19 protein-coding genes, 1 tRNA gene, 1 pseudogene and 1 other annotated feature are annotated in these 23706 nt (G+C 56.6%); of the genes and pseudogenes, 11 read left to right on the forward strand and 10 right to left on the reverse strand.

What is annotated here, in order from left to right; genetic code table 11:
• Positions 1-16: 16 nt before the first annotated feature.
• From BA177_RS11305 to BA177_RS11325, 5 genes are all read left to right on the forward strand, one after another.
• Positions 17-355 carry a hypothetical protein gene (locus BA177_RS11305; protein WP_068616304.1) on the forward strand — a complete coding sequence of 113 codons (339 nt, stop codon included), beginning with the start codon at positions 17-19 and terminating at the stop codon, positions 353-355.
• Between the two features lie 34 nt (positions 356-389).
• On the forward strand, positions 390-3740 hold the full coding sequence (locus tag BA177_RS11310) for a pilus assembly protein (protein WP_197492992.1): 3351 nt from the start codon (positions 390-392) through the stop codon (positions 3738-3740).
• 113 nt (positions 3741-3853) lie between these two features.
• Positions 3854-4210, forward strand: coding sequence for a hypothetical protein (locus BA177_RS11315; protein WP_068616307.1), 357 nt, complete (start codon positions 3854-3856; stop codon positions 4208-4210).
• A gap of 63 nt (positions 4211-4273) precedes the next feature.
• Positions 4274-7615, forward strand: a complete 3342-nt coding sequence (locus BA177_RS11320; protein ID WP_068616309.1) for a pilus assembly protein — start codon at positions 4274-4276, stop codon at positions 7613-7615.
• A gap of 33 nt (positions 7616-7648) precedes the next feature.
• Positions 7649-8065 (forward strand): type IV pilin protein, encoded by a 417-nt coding sequence (locus BA177_RS11325; RefSeq protein WP_068616311.1) that lies wholly within the window; start codon positions 7649-7651, stop codon positions 8063-8065.
• A 63-nt stretch (positions 8066-8128) separates the two neighbouring features.
• On the opposite strand, the gene lspA is transcribed toward BA177_RS11325, so the two are convergent.
• The 3 genes from lspA to murJ all read right to left on the reverse strand — a co-directional run bounded on the left by lspA (position 8129) and on the right by murJ (position 11338).
• Positions 8129-8689 carry a signal peptidase II gene (gene lspA / locus BA177_RS11330; protein WP_082990058.1) on the reverse strand — a complete coding sequence of 187 codons (561 nt, stop codon included), beginning with the start codon at positions 8687-8689 and terminating at the stop codon, positions 8129-8131.
• Entirely contained in the window at positions 8686-9618 is a 933-nt protein-coding gene (ribF, locus tag BA177_RS11335) for a bifunctional riboflavin kinase/FAD synthetase (protein WP_068619259.1), read from the reverse strand. Before ribF ends, lspA begins: the two co-directional genes overlap by 4 nt.
• A gap of 94 nt (positions 9619-9712) precedes the next feature.
• The gene (gene murJ / locus BA177_RS11340; RefSeq protein ID WP_082990059.1) at positions 9713-11338 is read right to left on the reverse strand and encodes a murein biosynthesis integral membrane protein MurJ; all 1626 of its coding nucleotides are present in this window, start codon (positions 11336-11338) and stop codon (positions 9713-9715) included.
• Positions 11339-11543: 205 nt separating this feature from the next.
• Here murJ and rpsT point away from each other — a divergent pair, with 205 nt between their 5' ends.
• Positions 11544-11810 (forward strand): 30S ribosomal protein S20, encoded by a 267-nt coding sequence (gene rpsT, locus BA177_RS11345; RefSeq protein ID WP_068616312.1) that lies wholly within the window; start codon positions 11544-11546, stop codon positions 11808-11810.
• 78 nt (positions 11811-11888) lie between these two features.
• Here the strand turns inward: rpsT and cgtA are convergent, their stop codons facing one another.
• From cgtA to rplU, 3 genes are all read right to left on the reverse strand, one after another.
• Positions 11889-12947 (reverse strand): Obg family GTPase CgtA, encoded by a 1059-nt coding sequence (gene cgtA, locus BA177_RS11350; protein ID WP_068616314.1) that lies wholly within the window; start codon positions 12945-12947, stop codon positions 11889-11891.
• A gap of 123 nt (positions 12948-13070) precedes the next feature.
• Positions 13071-13328 (reverse strand): 50S ribosomal protein L27, encoded by a 258-nt coding sequence (gene rpmA, locus BA177_RS11355; RefSeq protein ID WP_068616316.1) that lies wholly within the window; start codon positions 13326-13328, stop codon positions 13071-13073.
• 67 nt (positions 13329-13395) lie between these two features.
• Positions 13396-13881 (reverse strand): 50S ribosomal protein L21, encoded by a 486-nt coding sequence (gene rplU / locus BA177_RS19090; protein ID WP_068616318.1) that lies wholly within the window; start codon positions 13879-13881, stop codon positions 13396-13398.
• Positions 13882-14174: 293 nt separating this feature from the next.
• Here rplU and ispB point away from each other — a divergent pair, with 293 nt between their 5' ends.
• The 5 genes and pseudogenes from ispB to BA177_RS11390 all read left to right on the forward strand — a co-directional run bounded on the left by ispB (position 14175) and on the right by BA177_RS11390 (position 19026).
• Positions 14175-15143 carry an octaprenyl diphosphate synthase gene (gene ispB / locus BA177_RS11365; RefSeq protein WP_068619261.1) on the forward strand — a complete coding sequence of 323 codons (969 nt, stop codon included), beginning with the start codon at positions 14175-14177 and terminating at the stop codon, positions 15141-15143.
• 8 nt (positions 15144-15151) lie between these two features.
• Positions 15152-15228, forward strand: a tRNA-Pro gene (locus BA177_RS11370).
• 261 nt (positions 15229-15489) lie between these two features.
• Positions 15490-15951 (forward strand): transposase, encoded by a 462-nt coding sequence (locus BA177_RS18620; protein ID WP_068616320.1) that lies wholly within the window; start codon positions 15490-15492, stop codon positions 15949-15951.
• 349 nt (positions 15952-16300) lie between these two features.
• Complete coding sequence (locus BA177_RS11380) at positions 16301-17590, forward strand: hypothetical protein (RefSeq protein WP_068616321.1); 1290 nt, start codon at positions 16301-16303, stop codon at positions 17588-17590.
• Between the two features lie 272 nt (positions 17591-17862).
• Positions 17863-19026, forward strand: a pseudogene (locus tag BA177_RS11390) (IS3 family transposase).
• Positions 18090-18206 (forward strand) — a sequence feature (AL1L pseudoknot). (Overlaps the previous pseudogene by 117 nt.)
• A gap of 424 nt (positions 19027-19450) precedes the next feature.
• On the opposite strand, the gene BA177_RS11395 reads toward BA177_RS11390, so the two are convergent.
• The 4 genes from BA177_RS11395 to BA177_RS11410 form a co-directional block, all read right to left on the reverse strand.
• Positions 19451-20830 (reverse strand): hypothetical protein, encoded by a 1380-nt coding sequence (locus BA177_RS11395; protein ID WP_197492993.1) that lies wholly within the window; start codon positions 20828-20830, stop codon positions 19451-19453.
• Between the two features lie 459 nt (positions 20831-21289).
• A complete protein-coding gene (locus BA177_RS11400; RefSeq protein ID WP_068619266.1) occupies positions 21290-22237 on the reverse strand; it encodes a YeiH family protein in 948 nt (315 codons plus the stop codon).
• 439 nt (positions 22238-22676) lie between these two features.
• On the reverse strand, positions 22677-23300 hold the full coding sequence (locus BA177_RS11405) for an SCO family protein (RefSeq protein WP_068616325.1): 624 nt from the start codon (positions 23298-23300) through the stop codon (positions 22677-22679).
• Positions 23300-23695 carry a copper chaperone PCu(A)C gene (locus tag BA177_RS11410; RefSeq protein WP_197492995.1) on the reverse strand — a complete coding sequence of 132 codons (396 nt, stop codon included), beginning with the start codon at positions 23693-23695 and terminating at the stop codon, positions 23300-23302. Before BA177_RS11410 ends, BA177_RS11405 begins: the two co-directional genes overlap by 1 nt.
• Positions 23696-23706 lie beyond the last annotated feature (11 nt).

A 23706-nucleotide genomic window follows, 5' to 3' on the forward strand; every position in this document is an offset into this window, starting at 1 on the left:
AACCGGAGTACAGAGCATGTTTAAGAACATTGCCGCCATCGTTTTTTTGTCAGCCTTGTGCACAGTTGCCAGCGCCGACTTTCGCACGGTAAGCCGAGCCTACGAAGCGACACTGGACGGTTTTCGGCTGCCGGTGACTGAAAACGGCACGCTCGGCTTTCGCGCCTGTGAGACTTGTGACCGACAGTCGCTTCGGGTCACAAACACGACGCGTTACATCGTCAACGACCGCGTCGTGGATCTGAAAGAATTCCGTAGCGAGGTCTTGCAGATTCGTGATCGCAAATTTCAGGCAGTAATCGTGGAGCACGATCTTGAGGCAGACGTTGTCACGTCCGTCTCAGTCAACAGCTAAAGATCGTGCGTTACCACTTCCAGGGGAAATGAATATGCCCAGCCTACAATCAAACTGCAAAACGCTGGTCACTGCTCTGATCAGTACGGCCGTATGCAGTCTGCCGGTTCTCGCGGACGACACAGAATTGTTGCTCGTCAACCCGGCGGCCGGCGCAGGCTCGACCCCTAATGTCATGTTCATACTGGATACATCCGGCAGTATGGGTTCCAACGAAGTAACGGTTGAACCGTACGACTCGACCCGAACCTATGCGGGGACCTGTGATACCAACAGCGTGTACTGGACCGATGTCAATGTTACGCCGAGCTGCGACGCAACGAATACGCGGTTCGTCCAGAAATCGTCCTTTCATTGTAATGCGGCGACTAACCAGATTAATGGTATCGGCAGTTTCACGAGCATCATGGTCCAGTACCGGACCGACTTGCTCGGCGCGGTAAGAAGTTGGCAGGATCTGCAGGCCGGTAACAACACCGATCCGGTTGAATGCCAGCCGGATTCCGGGATACATGGCGATGGCACCGGTGGCCGGGTTTACGCATCCGCTGTTCCCGATCTGATCAACCCCTGGACCTCCAGCGAGTTGCTGGAAATCTCCTGGGGCAGTTCGCCACGCAATGTTTCGTACACGGTATTTGACGGTAACTACCTGAACTGGCGTGAGAACCCAACGAACGTGACGATGTCGCGCAATGCAATCATGCGCAGCGTCGTCAGCACCGTGTTGCGCTCACTCGATAATCTCAATGTTGGCGTTATGCGCTTCAACAACGATGACGGCGGTGTCGTTATTCAGGATATTACCGACCTGGAAGCCAATCGGGCGCAGATTCTCGCAACAGTGGACAGCCTGGACGCCAACGGATTCACGCCGTTGTCGGAGACCCTTTATGAGTCGGCGCTCTACTGGCACGGCCTGCCGGCCCACTATGGCGAAAACGTCAACGAACACACCACGGATCCGGACGCCCTCGCCTCGAGCAATCCGGCGGTTTATCAGACACCCGTAGTCAACGCCTGCTCAAAAAACTACAACGTATTGCTAACCGATGGTGAGCCGGTACTTGACGGCGACACGCCTGCGCTCGCACCCACCCTGCCGGGCTTCAGTACGTTGCTGGAACGCGCCGCGTGCACCGGGAACAACCAGGGCGATTGTCTGGATGACATTGCCGAGTACATGGCGCTGCGCGACATCACGCCCGATATACCCGGCCTGCAAAACGTCACTACGCATACAATTGGCTTCAATATTGATTTGCCCATATTGCGCGAGACAGCAGAAGCATCCAACGGTGAGTATTTTCTGGCCGACGATGTTGAGAGCCTGACGCTGGCATTGCTGCAGATCGTGGCCAACATCAATGAGCGCTCGATGTCGTTTGTCGCGCCCGCTGTGTCTGTCAATTCATTCAACCGCACGCAGAACCTGAACCGCCTGTACCTGACCGTTTTTGGCACCCGTACCAATGTCCATTGGCCTGGCAACCTGAAACGTTTCGAGTTGTCCGGAGACGGCATCATTGATGTCAACGGCGTACCGGCGGTGAACCCTGCCAATGGCTACTTCTTCGATACAGCTCAGAATTTCTGGAGCCCCGATGGCCCGGACGGCAACAACGTGCAACTCGGTGGTGCGGCGAACCAGTTGCCGGACCCGAACCAGCGCAATCTGTTCACGAACAACGGCGTTGCCGATCTGACGGCCGTCAGCAATCAACTGATTCCGTCACAATCGGGCGCCTACACGGACGCCGATTTCGGTTTGACCGGTTCCGCCGAGGACCCTTCGGTTGAAGACCTTATTCGCTGGATGCGCGGCGAGGACATTCGCGACGAAGACAATGACCCCAGCACCGACGTGCGTTACGCGATGGGCGACCCATTGCACTCGCAGCCGGCAGCCATCGTCTATGGCGGCACCGCACAAGACCCGGACCTTGTCGTCTTCGTCGCCACCAACGACGGTTACCTGCACGCAATCGATGGCGATTCGGGAACTGAACTGTGGTCGTTTGTGCCGCGTGAGTTGCTATCGAATATGGGCCGTTTGTATTTTGACCCCCAGTCTTCTTTCAAGAACTACGGCATTGACGGTGACATCGTCCCTGTTGTTCGTGACGAAAACGGTAACGGCATCGTGGACGGCAATGACTTTGTCTACATCCTGTTCGGCATGCGTCGCGGTGGCAGCAGTTACTATGCGCTCGACGTCACCGACCGCAGCAATCCCAGCCTGTTGTGGAACGTGAGCTTCGCCAATTCCGGGCAAAGTTGGTCAGCTCCGGTCGTTGCACGGGTGGACGTCAACACCGGCGGGCAGAATGCCGAGAACGCTGTCGTCATCATCGCTGATGGTTACGACCCGGTACATGACAGTGCGGCACACCCATCAACAGCGGATGGCAGCGGTGCGGGTTTGCGTATGCTCGACCTCGAATCGGGGGCGGAACTCTGGCGGGCCGGCCGTGACGGTGCTGCGGACCTCACCTTACCGCGGATGACCCGTTCGATACCCACTCGCATACGCACGCTGGATATCACGGGTGATGGCTTTGCCGATCGCATGTACGCGGCCGATCTTGGCGGCCAGATCTGGCGCTTCGACATTCGCAGCGGTCAAACCCCGGCAAACCTGGTAACCGGTGGCGTTATTGCACAGCTCGGCGCGGAACAGGCATCGGGCAATCTGACCGCGCCGAGTACGACCCGGCGGTTCTACAACACGCCGGATGTCTCAATGTTCAACGACCCGCTGCAGGATCGTCGCTTCCTCGCTATCAGCATAGGCAGCGGCTATCGCGCACACCCGTTCGACCAAAGTGCGGCTGACCGGTTCTTTTCCCTGCGGGACCCCGACGTATTCCGCCAGCTTGAACAGACCGACTATGACAACTACGACATCATTGTCGATAACGATCTGGTCGAAGTCAGTGGACGATTACAGGTTGAGCTGGGACCGGCAGATCGCGGCTGGCGCTTTACGCTGCCGAGTGACCAAAAGGTCCTTGCCGACTCGCTCACCTTCAACAACGAAGTGTTCTTTGTCGCCTTCTCCCCGCAGAGCAACGCGCAGGCGAATTGCCTGCCCGGCGCTGGCATGAATTACCTCTACCGGGTGAGCGTGCTCAATGGTGATCCGGTGGTGAACAATCTGGATGCGCTGGATCCCGGCGACGCTGACGACGCCCGCCGCGAGGAGCTCGCACAAGGTGGTATCGCACCCTCGCCGACCATCCTCTTCCCGAGCCCTGTGGACCCGGATTGCGAAGGCGCGGCCTGCTCGCCACCGCCGATAGGCTGCGTCGGACGCGAGTGTTTTGACCCCGGATTTGTCAATAACCCGGTACGAACTCTATGGAGCCAGGACGGCATTCAATAGGCAAATTTGTGCAGTGGTTCCTAGTATAAGCAACTGAAATCACTGAATATGCAGACATACTGCCCGGAACTGCGCAGCAGTTTCAACAAAGGGATTTTACTGGAGTGGGAACAATGAAAATTCGTATCAGCATGTTGCTGTTGGCACTCGGCCTGAGCCTGAATGCGGCGGCCGACCTCGTCACCGTCGTACGCGCGGTTGAGGTTACAACGTCAAACATCAATGTGCCGACATCGACGAACGGCCGCATGAGCTTCAAGCCGTGTGCCGGTGAGTGTGACGCCGAGTTTTTGTCAGTTCGGCTTACGCCCGCAACAGAGTACAGAGTCGACGGTACCGCGCTGGACTTCGTCGATTTTCGCGCAGCTTTCTACAACCTGCCGCGTGGTAAGGATCACTACGCGCTGGTCAGCTACGACGCTAAATCAAGCATTGTCACCAGTCTGCACATAACGCGACTGGAAGACTAACTAATTTGACCGTGTGACTGATTGAGCGATTTGGTCACGGATTGACTACTGAGGAACGGCCCCATGAATATGTCCAGGAATCGCACCGCGTGGATTGGTGCAGGACTACTGCTGACCCTGCTTTCAGGCATCCCTGCGTATGCAGACGATGTCGAGCTATTGCTGTCGAACCCGAACAGCGGCGGCGCAGACAAGCCCAATATCCTGTTTATTCTCGATAGTTCGGGAAGTATGACGACGATCGAACGTACTCAGGAACCGTTTATCAGCACCAGTCTCTATGCCGGCAGTTGTGACCCGACACGAGTCTATTGGACTACCGGTGACAACCCTCCCGGTTGTGGCACTGATAACTGGGTCAGCGCGGCGAATTTTGTATGTGCTACCGGTGCAGCCGCACTGGCAACATCAGGCCGGTATACCGACACGATGGCCATGTACCGGGAGCGACGCGGCGCCTGGAAGTGGCAGCGACCGACCGGCAACAGCGATGAATTGCTGGAATGCGAACGGGACTCGGGCGTCCACGGTGGCGGTGACCCGGCCAAACCTTATGCACGCAATGGCTCGAATCAGGAAGAGTTCACTGCCAGTGCCGGCAGTGAAGTGTCCTGGGGCAGTTCGCCTACCGAGCGTGTCATTACCGCATTCAGCGGCAACTACATGAACTGGTACAACAACTCGCCGGTTGTTGAGATGAGCCGTACTGACATTGTAAAAACGGTGACCAAGAACGTCCTGAATTCGATGCAGAATGCCAACGTCGGACTCATGCGGTTCAACTTTTCGCAGGGTGGCTCTGTTATTCACGCCGTGAAGGATTTGGATACAAACCGCGCCCAGATCAATGCCAGAGTGGACGCGCTACCCGCATCTGACTGGACACCGCTCAGTGAAACCATGTACGAAGCTGCACTGTACTGGCGCGGCATGGAACCGCATTACGGATCAACCAATACAGATCCGGACGCGACGTCCGTCAGCCTGCTCGACGGCGGGCTGGTAAATTACCGCTACAATCAGCCGGCCAATTACGCCTGTGCCAAGAATTTCAATGTGTTGCTTACTGACGGTGAACCGACGCAGGATGTGGACGCCTATTACCGCGTCGACGATTTGCCGGGATACCCGTCGGCGATGGGTAGAACGACTTGTACCGGTGGCTATTCCAACGGTACATGTCTGGATGACATCGCTGAATACCTGTCCAAGGAAGACATCAACTACAGTCTCCCGGGCGACCAGAACGTGACCACCTACACCATCGGTTTTTCCATCGATCTCGAGATCCTTAAGGAGACCGCGGAGAACTCCGGCGGTGAGTATTACCTCGCCAGCGACGTTCGCTCATTGACCGAAGCGCTGACCGATATTGTTACCAATATCTTTGACCGCGACATCTCATTCACAGCGCCTGCCGTATCGGTCAACGCGTTCAACCGCACGCAGCATCTGAATGATCTGTATATTTCTGTGTTCCGCGCCAAGAACAAGACCCACTGGCCCGGTAACCTGAAAAAATACAGGATCTACGAAGGCGAGATTCGGGACAAGAACAATGCTCCCGCTGTTGATGAGACAACCGGCTATTTCGCCGATGGCTCGCACAGCTACTGGACTGACGGCGCCGTGCCCGATGGCCCCAATGTCAATCTGGGCGGCGCTTCCAGCAAGCTGCCGAACCCGTCGACGCGACGTCTGTTCACGAACAAGAACGGCAACAACCTTATCGACCCGAGCAATGCGATTTCGCCGAGCAATGCCGCGAGCTTCACCCAGCAGGATTTTGGTCTCGATGGTACGCCGGGTGACCCCAGCGTAAACGATATCATCCAGTGGGCTCGTGGCGTCGACGTGCGTGATGAAGACAGCAATCCGGCTACGCTGGTACGCAACGCAATGGGCGATACATTGCACTCGCAACCCGCGTCTATTGTTTACGGTAGTTCCGGCAGCGACATGGATGTAGTCGTGTTCACCGCAACCAATGACGGCTACCTGCACGCGATCGATGCCAATACCGGTGTCGAACTGTGGTCGTTCATTCCAAGCGAGTTGCTTGCCGATCTTGGCGAGTTGTATTTCGACAATGCCATCAACTACAAGCACTACGGCATTGATGGCGACATCGTTCCGGTCATAATGGACCGCAACAAGAATGGCGTGATCGACGTCGGCTCCGACTTCGTGTACATCATTTTCGGTATGCGTCGTGGCGGCAACAATTACTACGCGCTCGACGTAACCGACAAGAACAACCCGAGCGTGAAGTGGATACAATCACGTCCGCAGATGGGACAAACCTGGTCCCCTCCGGTAGTGGCGAAAGTTGATGTTGCTGGTGTCAATTCGGACAAGGCTGTCATCGTTGTTGGCGGCGGATACGACACCACTCACGATCAACCATCCATGCCGCTGCTACCGGACAACGAAGGTGCTGGCATCTTCATGCTCGACCTGCATACCGGTGCGGAACTGTGGCGCGCCGGTATTGATGTCGGTGCGGACCTGACCTTGACCCGTATGACCCGCTCGATTCCCAGCCGCATACGAGTGCTGGATATATCCGGCGACGGCTTCGCCGATCGCATGTACTCCGTTGATATCGGCGGCCAGCTGTGGCGCTTTGACATTGCCAACGGCAATGCGCCGGGCTCACTGGTGACCGGCGGTGTGGTTGCACAGATGGGGGCCGAAGGCATGTTGTTCCCGTCGGCGGCCGATACCCGCAGGTTCTATGCGGCCCCTGATGTCTCCATGTTCCTCGACGAGCTGCAAAACCGACGTTATCTATCGGTCAGCGTCGGCAGTGGTTATCGGGCACATCCGCTAAACAATTCGGCTGAAGACCGCTTCTATTCATTCCGCGACCCGGATGTATTCACGCCGCTGACGCAGCTGCAATACGAGTTTTATCCTATTGCCCGCGACAGTGACTTCGTCGAAACCCGCGGACAAACCAATGTAACGATCAGCTCGAGTGACCGCGGCTGGAAGTACACGCTACCCTCTGGCGAACGTGTACTGGTTGAATCCCAGACCTTTGATGATTCGGTCTATTTCGTCTCGTTCGAGCCCCAGGTCGCATCCGCTGACCCGTGTCAGGCCGGCCTCAGTGTCAACCGCCTGTACCGCGTCTCGGTTCGAAACGGTGATCCGGTCGTCAACCTCGACACGCTGGATCCGAACGACCCCGATGCCATTGACGAAGAGCGTGTGACGGAACTCGAACAGGGTGGTATTGCTCCAAAACCAATGTTCCTGTTCCCGAGCCCGGAAGACGAAGATTGCACAGGCCAGGAATGTGCGCCGCCGCCGATAGGTTGCGTTGGTGTGGAATGTTTCGATCCTGGCTTCGCGAACAATCCGGTACGTACACTATGGACGCAGGACGGCATCAACTAGCGTCCAGACGCGAGGTAAGACAGAGTGAAAACTATGCATAAGTTCATGCGCGGCGTAACGCTGATGGAGTTGATGATCGTGGTAGTCGTCCTGGGCATCCTGACGGCAATCGCGTATCCGAACTATCGGCAATACGCGGCCCGAGCCAAACGTACAGAAGCGCGTTCGGCGTTGTTGCAGATTGCAACCAACCAGGAGCGCTTTTACCTGCAAAACAACACGTACACAAACAACCTGGCCAACCTAGGGTTTCCCGTTGGCGCCTGCCATACGACCAGTTCGGGTTCCTACTCGGTTTGTATTCCGAATGCTGACGCCAATAATTTCACGGCGACTGCCACTTATCAGAATACAGACGCGGAAGCGGGTGTTTGCAGCTCGTTTACGATTGACGGGCGCGGCGCCAAGACGTCAGCGCCGGAGCCCAATTGCTGGACTCGAACGCGTTAATTACAGCGCCGCACAGCGCAAAACCCGGAAACGGAGCCGGTGGCCAGTAACCACCGGCTTTTTTTATTCTGCCGGACCTTCTTCTTCAGTCCGTTGTTGCCTCCCGGAGAAGAAGAAAGCATCGACAATCAGCAAGACCGCACCGACGGTAATCGCCGAATCTGCCACGTTGAAAGACGGAAAAGGCCAACCCGCGATCATTACTTGAATGAAGTCGACCACGTAACCCAGCCGCACCCTGTCAATCAGATTTCCGATTGCGCCACCCAGCACCAATGCCAGCCCCCAAGCCAGGACAGCTTGCCGCTCCTTACGCAAACGCCACAACCATGCTGCGATAAATACACTGACAGCCGCGGCCAGTACCGTAAAGAACCAGCGCTGCCAGCCTCCGGCATCGGCCAGAAAGCTAAAAGCCGCACCCGGGTTTTGCTGGTGGGTAATGTTGACAAACGACAATAGCGCCGACTTGCTGTACAGCGGCACGTGCTCAAGAATCAGCCACTTGCTGACCTGATCAAGGATCACCACGACCAGTGCAAGCAGCATCCAGATTATGAATTTGCGGCGCGCTGAGTTGCCCGCATCGGTTTGTTCTGTAGCAACTTTTTGTTGTTCATTCATGCGGCAAGTATCTCACGTGCTGCGGCGCTGTCGCGGTGCATCTGTTCAACCAGCTCCTGTACATCGTCGAATTTCTCCTCGCTCCTCAGGCGTGCAACGAAATCGACATGGATGCGTCGACCGTAAATATCCTCGTCAAAATCAAAAATGTGAACTTCCAGCAACGGCTTCGTACCCTGAAATGTTGGCCGGGTTCCCACGCTGGCAACGCCATCCAGAACCCGTTTACCCAGCCCGGAAACACGTACGGCAAATATGCCGAATACCGGACTCAAACGGCGTTTCAGGTTGACGTTGGCCGTCGGGTAGCCGAGCTTGCGGCCCATGCTCTCACCACGTACGACCTTACCGGACATTCGGTAGTCTCTGCCCAGCAAACGCTGCGCCTTACGCATGTCACCAGTCATCAAAGCTTGGCGGATCGCGGTACTACTGACACGCTCGTCACCGACAGTAATGCTTGCCACCTGCTCGACACTGAATTCCAGCGCCTTACCGGCCCGTTTCAGCAGTTCGATATTACCTTCGCGTCGCACAGCAAACCGAAAGTCATCACCAATAACAAGGTGGCGAACGTTCAGTGCATGAATCAGCAATTGCCGAACGAAGGTATCAGCCGTTATGGCCGACATCGCCTGGTTAAATCGCGGGCAATAGAAGATATCGATCCCTGCCTCGGCCAACGCTTCGAACTTCTCACGAAAACGCATCAGTCTGGCTGGCGGATTATCGCCTGCAAAATACTCCTTGGGAGTTGGTTCGAAACTCATCACTACGGCTGGCAGCGCGCGCTCCCGAGCCTCGGCCACAACCCTCGACAACAATTTCTGATGGCCAAGATGCAGGCCATCGTAGGCCCCGATCGTCACGACGCTACCCGAGGAAACACGGCGGTAAAGTTCTTTGGTTGGATTGCTGACCAAATACATTGGAGTGTCTAATCCGTCGCTGTTGCGTGGTTCTGCCAGCGAGCATTGTAATGCGCTGCCGAGTGCAGTGCGCAACTTCCGCCGCGAATAAGCATCATCGACCGAGCCGCAAATGAACCGGTCTCAGGCCTGCTACCAGCAACAACAGGAAATAGCTCAGCGCAGCCACCACGATCGTCAAAGCCAGCCAGCCAGCACGCGATGCCAGATCAGCAGACAACCACCACTCGAGCGGCCGCGCCAGTACGTGCAGCAACAGCGCCATAACCGCATTTGCAAGAGAGAAGCGCAACAACAATGGCAACCAGCCCCGTGCATGAACCAGCACGCCGTCGCGGCGCAGACCGCGGTACAACAGGTACGCATTCAACACTGCCGCAATGGACGTCGCCAAAGCCAGCCCGGCGTGTGTCGCCACGTAGTCTATCGACGTCAGCCACCAGGCGAGCCCGACACTGAGGATGAAATTGACCAGCAAGGCGATCAGACCTACCCGAACCGGGGTCTTCGTGTCTTCTCTGGCGAAATAGGCGGGCGCGAGTATTTTCACCAGCGAGAAACCGATGAGCCCGACCGAAAACGCCTGCAGGCTGATGGCGGTCATCTCTACGTCGTGAGGCGAAAACTCTCCACCGAAGAATATGGTCGCTACCAGCGGCTCAGCCAGCATGATCAGGCCGATCGCCGCTGGAATGGCAATCAGGCAGACGAGCTTCATCGACCAATCTATGGTCTCGCCGAACGCTTGGCCAGACCGGCTCGCGTGCTGGCGCGACAGGTGCGGCAGCGTCACTGTCGCCAGTGCAATACCAAACAAGCCCAGCGGAAACTCCATCAGGCGATCCGAGTAATACAGCAAACTGATCTTGCCGACACCGAGCAGCGACGCGATGACGCCGCCAAGTAATACGTTAACCTGAGCAATAGATGAACCGAATATCGCTGGCAGCATAAGTTTGCCAATGCGCCGGACGCCCTTGTGCGTTGGCAGCCATCTCGGTCGGGGGACGGCATGCAGCTTGGCAAGAAATGGAATCTGAAAGAGCAATTGTGCGATACCGGCAAGGAATACGCCGTAGGCCAATGCCATACCGGGTTCGGCAAGCAGCGGTGCAAGCCACAGGGCGCAGGCGATCAAAACAACATTCAGTATCACCGGCGTGAATGCGGACGCGGCGAATCGCCCGTACGTGTTCAGAATCCCGCCGGCAAATGCGGTCAGGGACACGAACAGCAGGTAGGGAAAGGTAAACCGCAACATGGCGGTGGCAAGGTCAAAGCGACCGTTTTCACCCACAAAACCGGGGGCAACCACCAGCACCAGTAACGGTGCCGCGACGACACCGAGTAAGGTTATGGCAAACAGAATCAAGCCCAGCGTGCCGGCGACCGCGTCGATCAGCTCGCGAGCCTCTTCGTGCTCATGCTGCTCCTTGTAGCGCGCCATCACAGGCACGAAGCCTTGCGAAAAAGCGCCTTCCGCAAAGAACCGGCGCAACATGTTGGGGATGCGGTTCGCGACGATGAACGCGTCCATAACGATCGTGGCACCGAAATAGCGGGCGAACACCACGTCCCGGACAAGGCCCAAAACCCTCGACAACAGGGTCATACCGCTGACGACGGAGGTGGAGCGCAGCAGGCCTCTCGCACTCTGACCCGACGGTGCTGGGGCGATCTCGGCCGCCGAATCGTCGTCGTTGGGCTGTTGTTGCGTCATTCAGGCTCTGCACAGGGCTGGAAAGTGGCGCTAGTTTATCCCGAAAGTAGCTGCGAATCAGGCATTTAGGTCCACAGTGCCGCAGTCGTCGCGCAGGCAGGACGGGCATTGACTTTCGCCAGCGAGCCGCGAATAATACGCGGCTCTTTGGGCCCCGACAGCACTGCTGCCTGGGGTACGGCTCCCAACCAAACGGAATTAGTCAGTGGCAAATATCAAGTCAGCGCAAAAACGTGCCCGCCAGGCCGAGAAGTCTCGCCTGCACAACATGGGCATGCGTTCAAAAATGCGCACCCAGATCAAGAACGTATTGAAAGCCGTCGAGAAAGGCGATAAAGCCGCCGCCGACGCAGCCTTCAAAGCAGCCGTTCCCGTCATCGACAGCATGATTAACAAAGGCATCGTGACCAAGAACAAAGCGGCGCGTCACAAGAGTCGCCTGAACAAGCAGATCAAGGCACTTGCCAGTTAGGTCACCAACCTGCCGGTACAGTGCATGAAAAAAGGGCCGGAAGGCCCTTTTTTTTGTCGCGAATGAACCAGCCGACGTTCAGTCCTGTGCAGCGGCCTCTTCGGCCGCAGCTTCCGCCTCTGCCGCTGCCACCTCTTCCAGATGCCGCATGATGGCCTGTGCCAATGCTTCAGTACCCTTACCACTCGCGGCACTGACCTCGAAGACCGGGCCAGTCCAGCCGCTCTCCTGCAGGAACGCGTCCCTGACTGCCGGCAACTGGTCGTCAGCCAGCAAGTCCACCTTGTTGATGATCAGCCAGCGGGGCTTATCCACCAGATCGTCGGCAAATTTTGCCAGTTCGCGTTCGATCGCGGCAAAACTACTGGCCGGATTGTCATCCGGGTCCGGGGGCGAAATATCAACGAGGTGCAATAACAAGCGGGTGCGCTGCAAGTGCTTCAGGAACTGTATACCGAGCCCGGCACCTTCGGCAGCGCCCTCGATCAGGCCCGGCACGTCGGCCATGACGAAGCTCTGCAACCGACCGACCGAAACCACACCCAGGTTCGGGTGCAGGGTCGTAAACGGATAGTCCGCAACCTTAGGCCGCGCCGACGACATCGCCGAAATCAGTGTTGATTTACCGGCATTCGGCATGCCAACGAGACCGACGTCAGCCAGCAACTTGAGTTCGAGCTGCAAGTGCCTGGATTCGCCTGGTGAACCGTTGGTGATCTTGCGCGGGGCCCTGTTGACGCTGCTCTTGAAGCGCGTGTTTCCCAGTCCGCCGCGGCCGGCATTGGCCACCTTGAGCCGCTGACCAGGCCGGGTCAGGTCCCCGATCAACTCGCCCGTATCCACGTCGTAGACAATCGTGCCGCACGGCACCCGCACCTCGAGATCCTCACCCGATCGTCCGGTTTTGTTGCGCCCGGCTCCGGGTTGGCCGTTCTCGGCGCGAAATTTCCGCGCCACGCGGAAATCCGCGAGCGTATTGCTGCTGTTGTCAGCCACCAACCAAACGTCGCCACCGTGACCGCCATCGCCACCATCGGGGCCGCCACGTTCCACGTATTTTTCGCGCCTGAACGACAGGCAGCCGTGGCCACCGTTGCCGGCTATAACGCGTATGGTCGTTTCATCGACGAATTTCATGCTGCAGTCCTGATTTACCCTGACTCGCCCTGTTGGGCCGGCCTTCTTGGCCGTGATCGGCCGCCCAGATACAAAAAACCCCGCAAGCCGCGGGGTCTTTATACAGCCAGACGCATTTTCAGACTAGCTGGAAACGACACTCACGAACTGGCGGCTGTGCGGGCCTTTCTTCTCGAACTTGACCTGACCTTCCGCTTTAGCGAACAAGGTATGGTCACGACCAATGCCCACATTCAGGCCGGCATGAAAACGCGTGCCGCGCTGACGAACAATAATGTTGCCGGGAATAACCTGCTGACCACCAAAAATCTTGACGCCCAGGCGTTTGGATTCCGAATCGCGACCGTTTCTGGTACTGCCGCCTGCTTTCTTATGAGCCATAATACTGCTCCTGTCTCACTGCGTCCGACTTTCGCCAGACTCTGATAATAAAAAGGGTAATAAGACCTTAGCTGCTGGTCTTCTTGGCAACCTTTTTCTTGGCTACCTTTTTCTTGGCGGTCTTCTTAGCCGCCGGCTTGTCAGCGTCCGCCTTTTTGGCCGCCGGTTTTTTGGCAGCGGCTTTCTTGGCGGCTGGTTTCTCAGCCGCGGGCTTCGCAGCAGCCGCTTTCGGCTTCGCCGCTGCGCCACCGATCGCCGTAATTTCGACTTCGGTGAAGAACTGGCGATGGGTACCCTGCCGCAGGTAGTTCTGACGACGTCGGAACTTGACGACGTTTACTTTGCGGCTCTTGCCCTGCTGCAGCACTTTCGCGCTGACAGTCTCGCCGTCCAGCAATGGCGTGCCAACTTTAATATTGGCACCTTCACCGACCAGCAACACCTCGTCGAACGTAATATCCGACCCTTCTTCTGCATCGAGCCTCTCGACCCGCAGGCGATCGCCTGCGGTTGCCCGGTATTGCTTGCCGCCTGTGCGAAAAACCGCGTACATCGTTACCTACTCCAGTCTGCAGTCCGCCTGACAGGCGATCCGCTCAAATTCCCGTAATCCTGAGTCAGCGGCCAGTACAAAGCTGCCAGAAAATGGCCTGCCGCTACAAAAGAGCGGGAATTCTATAGATTTGATGCCTGCGGGTCAACGTCAGGCCAAAGAAAATCTAGCATTAATTCAATAGCTTGCAAGGTCATGAAATCAAGCGAATTTTGCCCTGCCGGGTCGCACCTCGGGCGCATTTCAGGCATTATCGCAAAATGATGCAAGCCGCCGAAAATACGGCCATTTCTATGAGCCTTCAGGACGTCAACGCCTTGGCGAAAGCCGATATGGGCGCCGTCGACGCACTCATCCGCATAAGCCTGGAGAGTGATGTCGCCCTCGTTTCCCAGGTTTCTGAATACATTGTCACGAGCGGCGGCAAGCGCTTGCGCCCGCTGATCGTGTTGCTGGCTGCGCGAGCGCTCGGCTACGGCGGAGACCGACACATCCACGCCGCCGCCATTATCGAGTTCATACACACAGCCACCCTGCTCCACGACGATGTCGTGGACTCCTCCGCACGGCGGCGCGGCCGGGATACAGCGAACACGGTATTCGGTAACCAGGCCAGTGTGCTGGTCGGCGATTTCCTCTATTCGCGGGCATTCCAGATGATGGTCGATGTCGGCCAGATGCGGGTCATGCAGATCATGGCGGATGCCACAAATACCATCGCCGCTGGCGAAGTCATGCAGCTGATGAACGTTCACGAGGCGGACGTTACGGAAGATGATTACCGGCAGGTCATCTACCGGAAAACGGCTCGCCTGTTCGAAGCCGGCGCCCAGATAGCCGCCCTGCTCGCGAACCGAGATCCGGCGGACGAAAAAGCCATGATTGCCTACGGACAGAATCTCGGTACCGCATTCCAGTTGGTCGACGACGCCCTGGACTACGACTCAACGCCGGAAGAACTGGGCAAAAACCTCGGCGATGACCTGGCGGAAGGCAAAGCGACCTTGCCTCTGATCTACGCGATGCAAAAAGGCAGCAAGTCTGAGTGCGACATGATTCGTACAGCAATCGAGGAAGGCGGAATAGAACGCCTTAGCGATATACAGGCAGTTATTGAATCGACCGGAGCGCTAAAGTACACTTCCGCGCGCGCTCAGGAGGCCGCTGATCTGGCCATTGCCGCTTTGTCCGATATTCCCGCATCGGACTGGAAAGAGGCTCTCATCGCTATCGCAGACTTTTCCGTCCGCCGGCGTACCTGACCCACCATCGGGGTGTAGCTCAGCCTGGTAGAGCACTGCCTTCGGGAGGCAGGGGCCGGAGGTTCGAATCCTCTCACCCCGACCATTTACCTCATAAAATCAACTACTTATGAAGCCCTACCCGCACCGTGCTTTTTACCGGACATTTTGCCGGAGTTTTGCCGGAACTACCCGCAGCACATTTCCTGTCCGAGAATCACAAATTGACTCTGCGGCCTCGATCAGTTGCGCAATATCCGGGGCTGAATAGTGCGTGGTGATCGAATCTGATCTATGCCACATCAGCGTCTGTCGATCTGAAGTGGTCCCAATCTTTAGGACACGGCTATAAGTGGAAAGCTCCTTAATGAACGGCCATGATGATGGCCAGTCAGAGAAGGAGAAAATCATGCGACGACCGCGTCGAAATCACACCGCCAAGTTCAAGTCGAAAGTAGCGCTGGAGGCCTTGAAGGGCGAGCAGACATTGGCGCAGCTGGCACAGCGCTTCGATGTGCATCCGAATCAAATCACACAATGGAAGAAACCGCTGTTGGCAAGCGCAGAGGACGTATTTGCTTCTGCTGTAGACCGCGGCAAGGAACTGTCGGAAGAAGAGCTCAATGCCTTGCACGCCAAGATTGGCCAGCAGGCACTGGAGATTGATTTTTTGTCCGGAGCACTCGGTCGCATCAGCGACCCGAGCGCAAAACGATGGTCGATCGGCAGCACGATCTGCCGGTCAAGCGCCAGGCGCTACTCTTGGCTATCTCACGATCCTCGGTGTACTACCAGCCACGGCCGGTGCGACCGGACACGCTGGCGCTGAGGAGGTGTACCTGAGAGCCTACGGCAGCGTCTCGGAAGCCAGAATGCGACTCGCGAAGTACATCAACTTTTGCAATCGACGCCGACCGCACAAGTCCATTGGACGCGTACCACCAGATTACCAATACTACGAATCGCTGCCCGAGCGACAGGCAGCCTGATACCCCGGAGCTCCACTTATAGAACAGCCTTTACGTGTCCGAAATTCCGGGACCACTTCTACTTAATATATCCCGCAAATCACTTATTCGGTAACTCCACTCACCTGATTGTAAGTGATTTCCCCTATGGTTATTTCCCGGCGCAGGGTGCCAAATCAAGACTGCGTTGTATCAAGGCGGAGTCGGGTTATGTTGCGTTTACTGGCCGGTACGACTGTAGTTCTCACAGTCGCTGTAACACCTCTTTTCTTTTTTGAACCCGCCGCTGCCATGCCGGCCTTCGCACGCGAATACGGTGTAAGTTGTAATGTCTGTCACGCTGCGTATCCGCGCCTGAACGCGTTCGGCGAAACGTTTGCCGGCGACATGAATATGCGCCTCCCCAACTGGAAGGAGCACACGGTCCAGACGGGTGACGAGCAACTCGCCTTGAGTGATTCCCTGCCGCTCGCCATCCGCCTGCAGGCCTTCATCCAGGGACGTGACGGTGAGTCAATTAACCCGATCAGCGGCGAGGTTGAGGGGGATGCGAGCGTAGACTTCCAGGCGCCCTACCTGGTCAAACTGCTGTCGAGCGCGCCACTGACCGAGCATATCAGTTATTACGTTTATGCCATTTTTGCCGAGAAAGGCGGTAATGGGGAGGTCATTGTTGAGGATGCGTGGTTCAGCCACGATGACCTGTTCGGCACCGGGGTCGGCCTCCAGTTGGGTCAATTCCAGGTCTCCGATCTGATGTTCCCGAGAGAGATTCGGCTGACGTTCCAAGATTATATGGCGTACCGCATGGCAGGTATTACCTACGACCGGGGCATCATTCTCGGTCGCGAAGCCGGACCGCTGGATATCTCGGTCGGCTTTGTGAACGGAAACGGAATTGAACAGAATTTCAGCATCAACAGTCCCGGCTACCGGCGCGCCGACAGACTTTTCGATAACGATACTCAGAAAAGCGCGTTCGGCCGCATCGGTGCGACGTTGGGGCCTGCCTCGATAGGCCTTTTCGGATTGTCAGGACGCCAGATGAATGCAATTGGTCCGGCCGGGCTGGATTCGGGCCAACGCCGCACGGACAAGCGAATCGTCGGGGTGGACGTCTCGGGGGATTTCGGCAGCAAATGGTACTGGTTCGGCCAGTATCTGTGGAACAGCTGGGACGGTTTCCTTGATCCGGCGATCGACTATACATGGAGCGGCGGATTCGCCGGCATAGACTATATTCACAGCGACAAGTGGGTATTTTCGGCACTTTACAACCACGCCAACGCGAACGACTTTGAGAATACGGACACCGTTTACGAAGGCATCGCAATGGACACACTGACGTTCGGCGTATCCTATTACTTCATGCGAAACGTCAAGGGCACGATTGAAGCAAACTTCGATATTCTGAACGATGAACCCCAGAGTGGCATCTACTACACCGGTCACCTGAGCAAGGAGCACTATATATTGGTCGGCATCGACGCTGCTTTCTGAGGTCTCTTCCGGCAATTGGACCGCCTGCTTTAATAGGGGCATGCGAGAAAGCGTCGATTGGTGAGACATCCGGGCCAGGATTAATGCTCTTTCAAACTGGGACGGACTACTATCCTTACCAGCCTAGCTCTAGGCACGGATACCGGGGCTTCAGTCAAAGAGCTTACTGAACCGCCCCGGGAATACCGGAGACCTTTTACGTTGAGAGGATACTCCGATGACCAAAGCAAACAGATAGATATTCCCCGGAAGTCCGGGAACGAGCGGTTCGCATGCTTCGCGAACAAGAACCGTCCTATGCGTCACGGTGGGCGGCATTGACGTCGGTTGCCGGGAAGATCGGTTGTACGCCGGAGACGTTACGCAAGTGGGCACAGCGAGCTGAGATTGACGACGGTTGTCGTCCCGGTCGAACAAGCTCCGAGCTTGAAGAGCTCAAGGCGCTCAAGCGCGAGAACCGGGAGCTCAAGCGAGCCAATGAGATCTTGAAGACGGCATCAGCGTTTTTTGCCCAGGCGGAGCTCGACCGCCGACTGAAGTGATGGTGACGTATATTGACGGTCATAAAGATCGTTTTTGGGTCTAGCCGATCTGCACGGTATTGCCGATTGCCCCGTCGACGTACTACGAACAGAAGCGCGGCAACGTGATCCGTCTCGCCGTCCGGCACGCCATCATCAGGGCGAGGCGCTGAAGCCAGAGATCACGCGTGTGTGGCACGAGAACTTCCAGGTGTACGGCGCTCGCAAAGTTTGGAAGCAGCTGAAGCGGGAGTCAACGGCAGCGCCTCGGTGCACCGTGGAACGGCTCATGAAAGACTTAGAACTACGCGGTGCACGTCGTGGCAAGGCGATCAAAACGACGATTCCGGACAACGGCGCGTCACGACCTGTGGATTTCCTTGAGCGCCAGTTTGTCGCTACGCGGCCTGATCAGCTTTGGGTTGCCGATATTACTTTCTTTGCGACCTGGCGAGGCTTTATGTTTGTTGCCTTTATCGTTGACGTGTTCTCCCGGTGCATCGTCGGCTGGTGCGTCTCAACGTCACTCAGAACCGATCCGGCACTGGTTGCACTGGCACAGGCGATTCATGCTCGCGGTAAGTCAGACGATCTCATTCACCACAGCGATCGCGGTACGTAATATCTTTCAATCCGTTACAGCGAACGCCCGGCTGAAGCAGGCATCACCGCATCCGTCGGCAGCATGGGCGACAGCTACGACAACACTTTGGCCGAAACGATCAATGGTCTGTACAAAGCCGAAGCGATCAGAAAGCGAGGCCCGTGGCGTCACGTCGATGCGGTCGGGTACGCAACACCCGAATGGGAGATTGGTTCCATAACCGCCGTCTGCTTGAACCGATTGGTGATTTACCGCCAGCTGAATACGAGGCGATGTATTATCAGGAACAGGCTCAGGCAATGGCTGCATGAGTCAAAACGAAAAGTCTCCGGAGAACTCGGGGCGATTCAGTCCTGCTATCGATGGAATCGATTAGCTACACCATTTTTCATGCACCACTTTATCAAGGCCCTAAAATACTTTGCCTGTAGTAAGAAACTCGATGCGGTTCATGGTTATCTGACCGGCAAAGTAGCATTGCGAGTTCCGTTCCAGCCAGGCAGTAATCTACCTTTTGAGTAATGTTATTCGCGTCATTCAAGCCACTCTGCCAGGACTTGCGGCAGCGACTTTGCGCAAAAGTATGCAGTAATAAGTGGCGCCGATTTGAGAAAGTACCCCCTCTGCTCGCTGTTACTGCGACCACCGCGTATGCCCGCCCGAATATCCGCAAGCGCCGTTTTCCAACGGCCGTACGATCTCGTCCGTCAAAACGGCGAACAGTTCATTTCGCCCCTATACACCAACCGCCCGACGCGCTTCCGCAAGCTCGGCCCTGGTCCCGGAATCCGCCCGTTCGCAAATCTTCAGTAGTTGTGCAAAATACTGCTTTGCCTTCGCCGTATCGCCACTCCGCCCTGCGGCGCTCGCCGCGCCGTACAAAGCCCGGAATCGATTGGGTTCCTTGACCATCACCTGCTCGAACTCCGCCAATGCATCAGTTGAGCGATCGAGTTCAAGCAGCATTTCGCCGAGCAACTCCCGTGCCGGCTTCAGTGGACCGGGCGAAATCGCACTTTTCTCGGTAGCGTCCTCCATCTGCACCGCCTCTCGCAACATTGTCAAACCATCGTCCGTACGACCTTCTGCGGTCGCAATCCACGCGCCGCTGATCTTTTCCTGAATAGCTACCTGACCACTCCAATAAGCATTCCCTGCAGCCTCGAGCTGTTCTTGTATAATTGCCAGCTTGTCGGCGTCATGTTTCGCAGCATCGATGTCGCCGCTGCGTGCCGCGCCGAGTGCTCGGGGGAAGTGCGTTACCGCATCTACCCATTCAAAGCGCGTCTTGCGGACCGGTAAGATCGCGGCTTCAGTCCATGCGTTACGTTCAAGCGCGTAGCGTGCGGCAATTGCGGCCGATGCAAAATAGCCCGCCGGCGACGGCGCGGCATTGCCCGCAGACGCTGTCTCAATACGTTCGGCGATTAAAGGCACCGACATCAGCACTTTTTCCGCGGCGGCGTCCTGCCCCGACTGCAAATACGCATAGACCTGGTAATCGAGCGCGTGCAGTTCTTCCGAAGCTGCGTTGTCATTTCTCGCGGCCGCTGCTGATGCCAGATTGGTATCTATGGATTCCTGCCACGACCCAATGCGCGTGAACGTGTGCGACGGCATATGCAGCGCGTGCGGCGCGACGGGGGCAATACTTGCATAGCGGCGTGCGGCTTCAACCGCGCGCGGTGCAAGCGCGGGGGTATCGTAGCTATGAATGATGTAATGCGCGATACCCGGATGATCCGGTTGGTACTCGAATTCCTTCTCAAGAATATCCGCTGCGGCAATCAAGTTCTTGTACGACTTATCATCCGGCAGATTGGTTTGATCAAGCGAGAGCGCGTAGAAAATTCTGGCTTCGGTATCATCGGGATACTCTTCCGCAATGGCTTGCATCGCTCTTTCATATGCCAGCGTGCGGCTACGCTGATCAACCGTACTGGCATCTTTGTACAGCAAACCAACGGCAGCAATGTAAGCGCGTTCTCGCGCCGTTTGTGCTTCAGCAGAAATCGCTGCCGCGACAGCCGCCGCACCATTCGCAATCGCCGTGTCAGTACGAAATCCGCCAAACGGATTACCCCACCAACTCATGGCCATTCCCCAGTGAGCCATTGCGCATTGCGGGTCCCGTGCAGTAATTGTTTGAAACGATTCAATAGCCGCAGAGAACCAGAAGGAATGCAACAATGCGACGGAACGATCAAAATCTTCATTTACCGCCGGGTCGCAGGATGTGGCGAAATGTACTGTGCCGAGCCCGTCGGCCGAAGCGCTGTGATTTGAATGAACGGGCTCCTGGATTACCGCCGACGGCTCGGGCTGAGACGACGGCTCACACCCTGCCAGTAAGACAGAACAAGCAACGAGTATGCACTTCAAGAAGTTCATGACGGTCCCTCCCTGTCAGGAATCCCGATGATACGCCCGTGCAACGGATTGCGCCGACAATTATCGGCAAGCAGCAGGCACCGGACCTCCACCGGTGACTGTGGCTCGTCGTCACCGCGGATACTGCCGCTTGTCAGAGATTGTACGGCCTGGTGACCGGGTGTGATCGGTGCCGTGCTGTGACTAGTCCAGGTAGAGCAAGCCGCCAATTGCAAACAGGGCCAGCAGTGCGGTTTGCGAGACCATCGCCAACAACGGTCGTGGCCCCACTACTGCCAGTTCGCCCAGTGACGTTCGAATTCCCAGTGCCGCGACGGCGCACAGCAAGCACCAGCGAGAAACCGTACCAAGAAAAGCGGCTATGTCCGGGCTGATCAAGCCGAAGCTGTTCGCTGCAACAAGAACTACAAACCCGAACAGGAACAAAGGCAACAAGGGCACCTTCGGTGCGTCCGCCGACTTCGAGCCCCGCTGCAAAAAGCCTATGGCGACGACAACCGGGAGCAAGCACGATACGCGTAATAACTTCACGATGGCCGCCGTGTCGCCGGCCTCGGTGGATATCGTATATCCAGCGCCAATGACTTGTGCAACGTCATGAATCGTTGCACCGATGAAAACACCAGCGGCTGTATCGTCGAATTGCAGAAACGCGGAAAACAGTGGGTAAACCATCATGGCGATGGTACTGAGCGCAGTAACACCCACGACAGTGACAATCGTCCAGCGTTCCGAGCGCGAATCATTGGGCAATACTGACGAAATCGCCAACGCCGCCGACGCGCCGCAAATAGCAACGGCTCCAGCAGTCAGAACGCCGAAGCTGCGTGGCAACTTCAACAAACGTGCGATACCTGTGCCGACGACCAGTGTCACGAGTACGCCGGAGACCACCAGAGCAACCGTCTCCGCACCCAGATTCTGTACCTCTGTCCAGGTAATTCGTGCACCGAGCAGTGCAACGCCCACTCGCAGAATTCGCTTCGAGCTGAACTGGATACCGGGACCGGTTTTGCTACTGTCCGCCAGAAAGTTAAAGGCTATGCCCAACAACAGTGCGAACAACATGGCAGGGCCGCCATAGTGCTCTGAAAGGTACGCTGAAGCGAGGGCAATGGTTGCGCTCAGCATGATGCCGGGCAGATACCCGCGAATTTTTTCGATCAAGTCCTGATTCCTTGATTGCGGCTGGCACGCATTCGCTGACATCAAAGCGCCTTACCGCGCGCCTGTAGTAACGATATCCAGCGTTTCTTACGACGAAACAGCGCTCTGCGTCGCTCTCACCGATTGACCGTTACAGAGTGCTCACCAGACGATGATCAAGTCCGAGCGCATCCCATTCCGACCCTGAATTGAAGACAGCGCCGAAGTTTAGCGGAACTGACCGAAAATTGAAGTTCGTAAGACCCACAATAGACTGGGACGCCGCGACCTTCGTAAGGCTGCCCGCTTAAAGATCACAGTGAATGCCAGCAACTGCACTTGCCGTGCGTAGCGCCACAGACAGCGTAATCTTGCGCATCAGAGCAAATTGCAGGAGCGCTAGCGCCGGATGCCACGTCCGCACTTATTGCGCGTTGTAGTACTCCAATATTTCCGGAAAATCTGCCGTGATTTGTGCGGCCGTATGGGGCTGGGTGAAAATTGCGTAGATCCGTCCCTGTGGATCGATAACCGTGACGCTGGATGTGTGACCGACGAGATAGTCTTGGTCGACGGGCGCTGCCGGAACCTCGTAGACCACAGCCGCTGCCAAAGCGAATCGAGATAGGTCATCGTCATCGCCACTAAGGCCGCGAAACTCCGGGTCAAAATAGGTGACGTATTCATTCAGCCGTTCCGGCGTATCCCGGCGCGGATCAACGGACACCAGGTAATAACGGTCCGACAACGACGGCAAGGTTTCCTCGAAAGTCCGTTTTACTTTCGCCAGTTCGACCAGCGACAGCGGGCACACATCGGGACAATAGGTGTAACCGAAATAAACGAACGACCAATCGCCAAGAAATTCGTCATTGGTTACGTCGTTGCCATTCGCATCGATTAACGTGAAGTCGGGCAAGCTGCGTGGCGCATCCAGAATGTAGCCACCAATCTCCGGCCGTTCCGGTGGTAGCGAGCTCTGCAGTTGGAAGTAAATGCCAGCCGACAGCGCGGCAGCACCAATAATGACAAAAAGAAGTCGCTGCATCAGGACGCTTCCTTACGCGCATCGACAATGTCCACGGTTACCTCGATCTCGCCTGCCTTTTCGAAAACCAGGGTGAACGTGAACTTGTCTCCGGCACGTAGCGGCACATGAAGTCCCATCAGCATGATATGCAGGCCTCCCGGCGCAAACTCGACGTCACCACCCGCAGCAACTTCGAGTTGCGGCAGGTGCTGCATACGTATCATGCTGCCCTCTGCTATATGCGTATGGACTTCCGATTTCTCAGCGACCGTACTTTTAACACCAACGAGTCGATCCGCTTCCCCGGTATTCCTGAGCGCAAAATACGCAGCGCCGGTGCGTGCGCCTGGTGGGGTTGCTCGGGCCCATGCATTCTCGATGGAGATTTCCGCCGCAACGGCGAATACGGACATTAAACACAAAC

The organism is Woeseia oceani (genome assembly GCF_001677435.1).
GTDB classification, from domain to species: domain Bacteria; phylum Pseudomonadota; class Gammaproteobacteria; order Steroidobacterales; family Woeseiaceae; genus Woeseia; species Woeseia oceani.

Excerpts from the sequence above, each read along its gene's own strand:
- BA177_RS11410 (WP_197492995.1), bottom strand. The coding sequence starts at position 23,695 with ATGTCCGTATTCGCCGTTGCGGCGGAAATCTCCATCGAGAATGCATGG.
- BA177_RS11405 (WP_068616325.1), bottom strand. The coding sequence starts at position 23,300 with ATGCAGCGACTTCTTTTTGTCATTATTGGTGCTGCCGCGCTGTCGGCT.
- BA177_RS11400 (WP_068619266.1), bottom strand. The coding sequence starts at position 22,237 with ATGCTGAGCGCAACCATTGCCCTCGCTTCAGCGTACCTTTCAGAGCAC.
- BA177_RS18620 (WP_068616320.1), top strand. The coding sequence starts at position 15,490 with ATGAACGGCCATGATGATGGCCAGTCAGAGAAGGAGAAAATCATGCGA.
- rplU (WP_068616318.1), bottom strand. The coding sequence starts at position 13,881 with ATGTACGCGGTTTTTCGCACAGGCGGCAAGCAATACCGGGCAACCGCA.
- BA177_RS11380 (WP_068616321.1), top strand. The coding sequence starts at position 16,301 with ATGTTGCGTTTACTGGCCGGTACGACTGTAGTTCTCACAGTCGCTGTA.
- murJ (WP_082990059.1), bottom strand. The coding sequence starts at position 11,338 with ATGACGCAACAACAGCCCAACGACGACGATTCGGCGGCCGAGATCGCC.
- rpmA (WP_068616316.1), bottom strand. The coding sequence starts at position 13,328 with ATGGCTCATAAGAAAGCAGGCGGCAGTACCAGAAACGGTCGCGATTCG.
- lspA (WP_082990058.1), bottom strand. The coding sequence starts at position 8,689 with ATGAATGAACAACAAAAAGTTGCTACAGAACAAACCGATGCGGGCAAC.
- BA177_RS11305 (WP_068616304.1), top strand. The coding sequence starts at position 17 with ATGTTTAAGAACATTGCCGCCATCGTTTTTTTGTCAGCCTTGTGCACA.
- BA177_RS11310 (WP_197492992.1), top strand. The coding sequence starts at position 390 with ATGCCCAGCCTACAATCAAACTGCAAAACGCTGGTCACTGCTCTGATC.
- BA177_RS11320 (WP_068616309.1), top strand. The coding sequence starts at position 4,274 with ATGAATATGTCCAGGAATCGCACCGCGTGGATTGGTGCAGGACTACTG.
- BA177_RS11395 (WP_197492993.1), bottom strand. The coding sequence starts at position 20,830 with ATGGCTCACTGGGGAATGGCCATGAGTTGGTGGGGTAATCCGTTTGGC.
- ribF (WP_068619259.1), bottom strand. The coding sequence starts at position 9,618 with ATGTATTTGGTCAGCAATCCAACCAAAGAACTTTACCGCCGTGTTTCC.
- cgtA (WP_068616314.1), bottom strand. The coding sequence starts at position 12,947 with ATGAAATTCGTCGATGAAACGACCATACGCGTTATAGCCGGCAACGGT.
- BA177_RS11315 (WP_068616307.1), top strand. The coding sequence starts at position 3,854 with ATGAAAATTCGTATCAGCATGTTGCTGTTGGCACTCGGCCTGAGCCTG.
- BA177_RS11325 (WP_068616311.1), top strand. The coding sequence starts at position 7,649 with ATGCATAAGTTCATGCGCGGCGTAACGCTGATGGAGTTGATGATCGTG.
- ispB (WP_068619261.1), top strand. The coding sequence starts at position 14,175 with ATGAGCCTTCAGGACGTCAACGCCTTGGCGAAAGCCGATATGGGCGCC.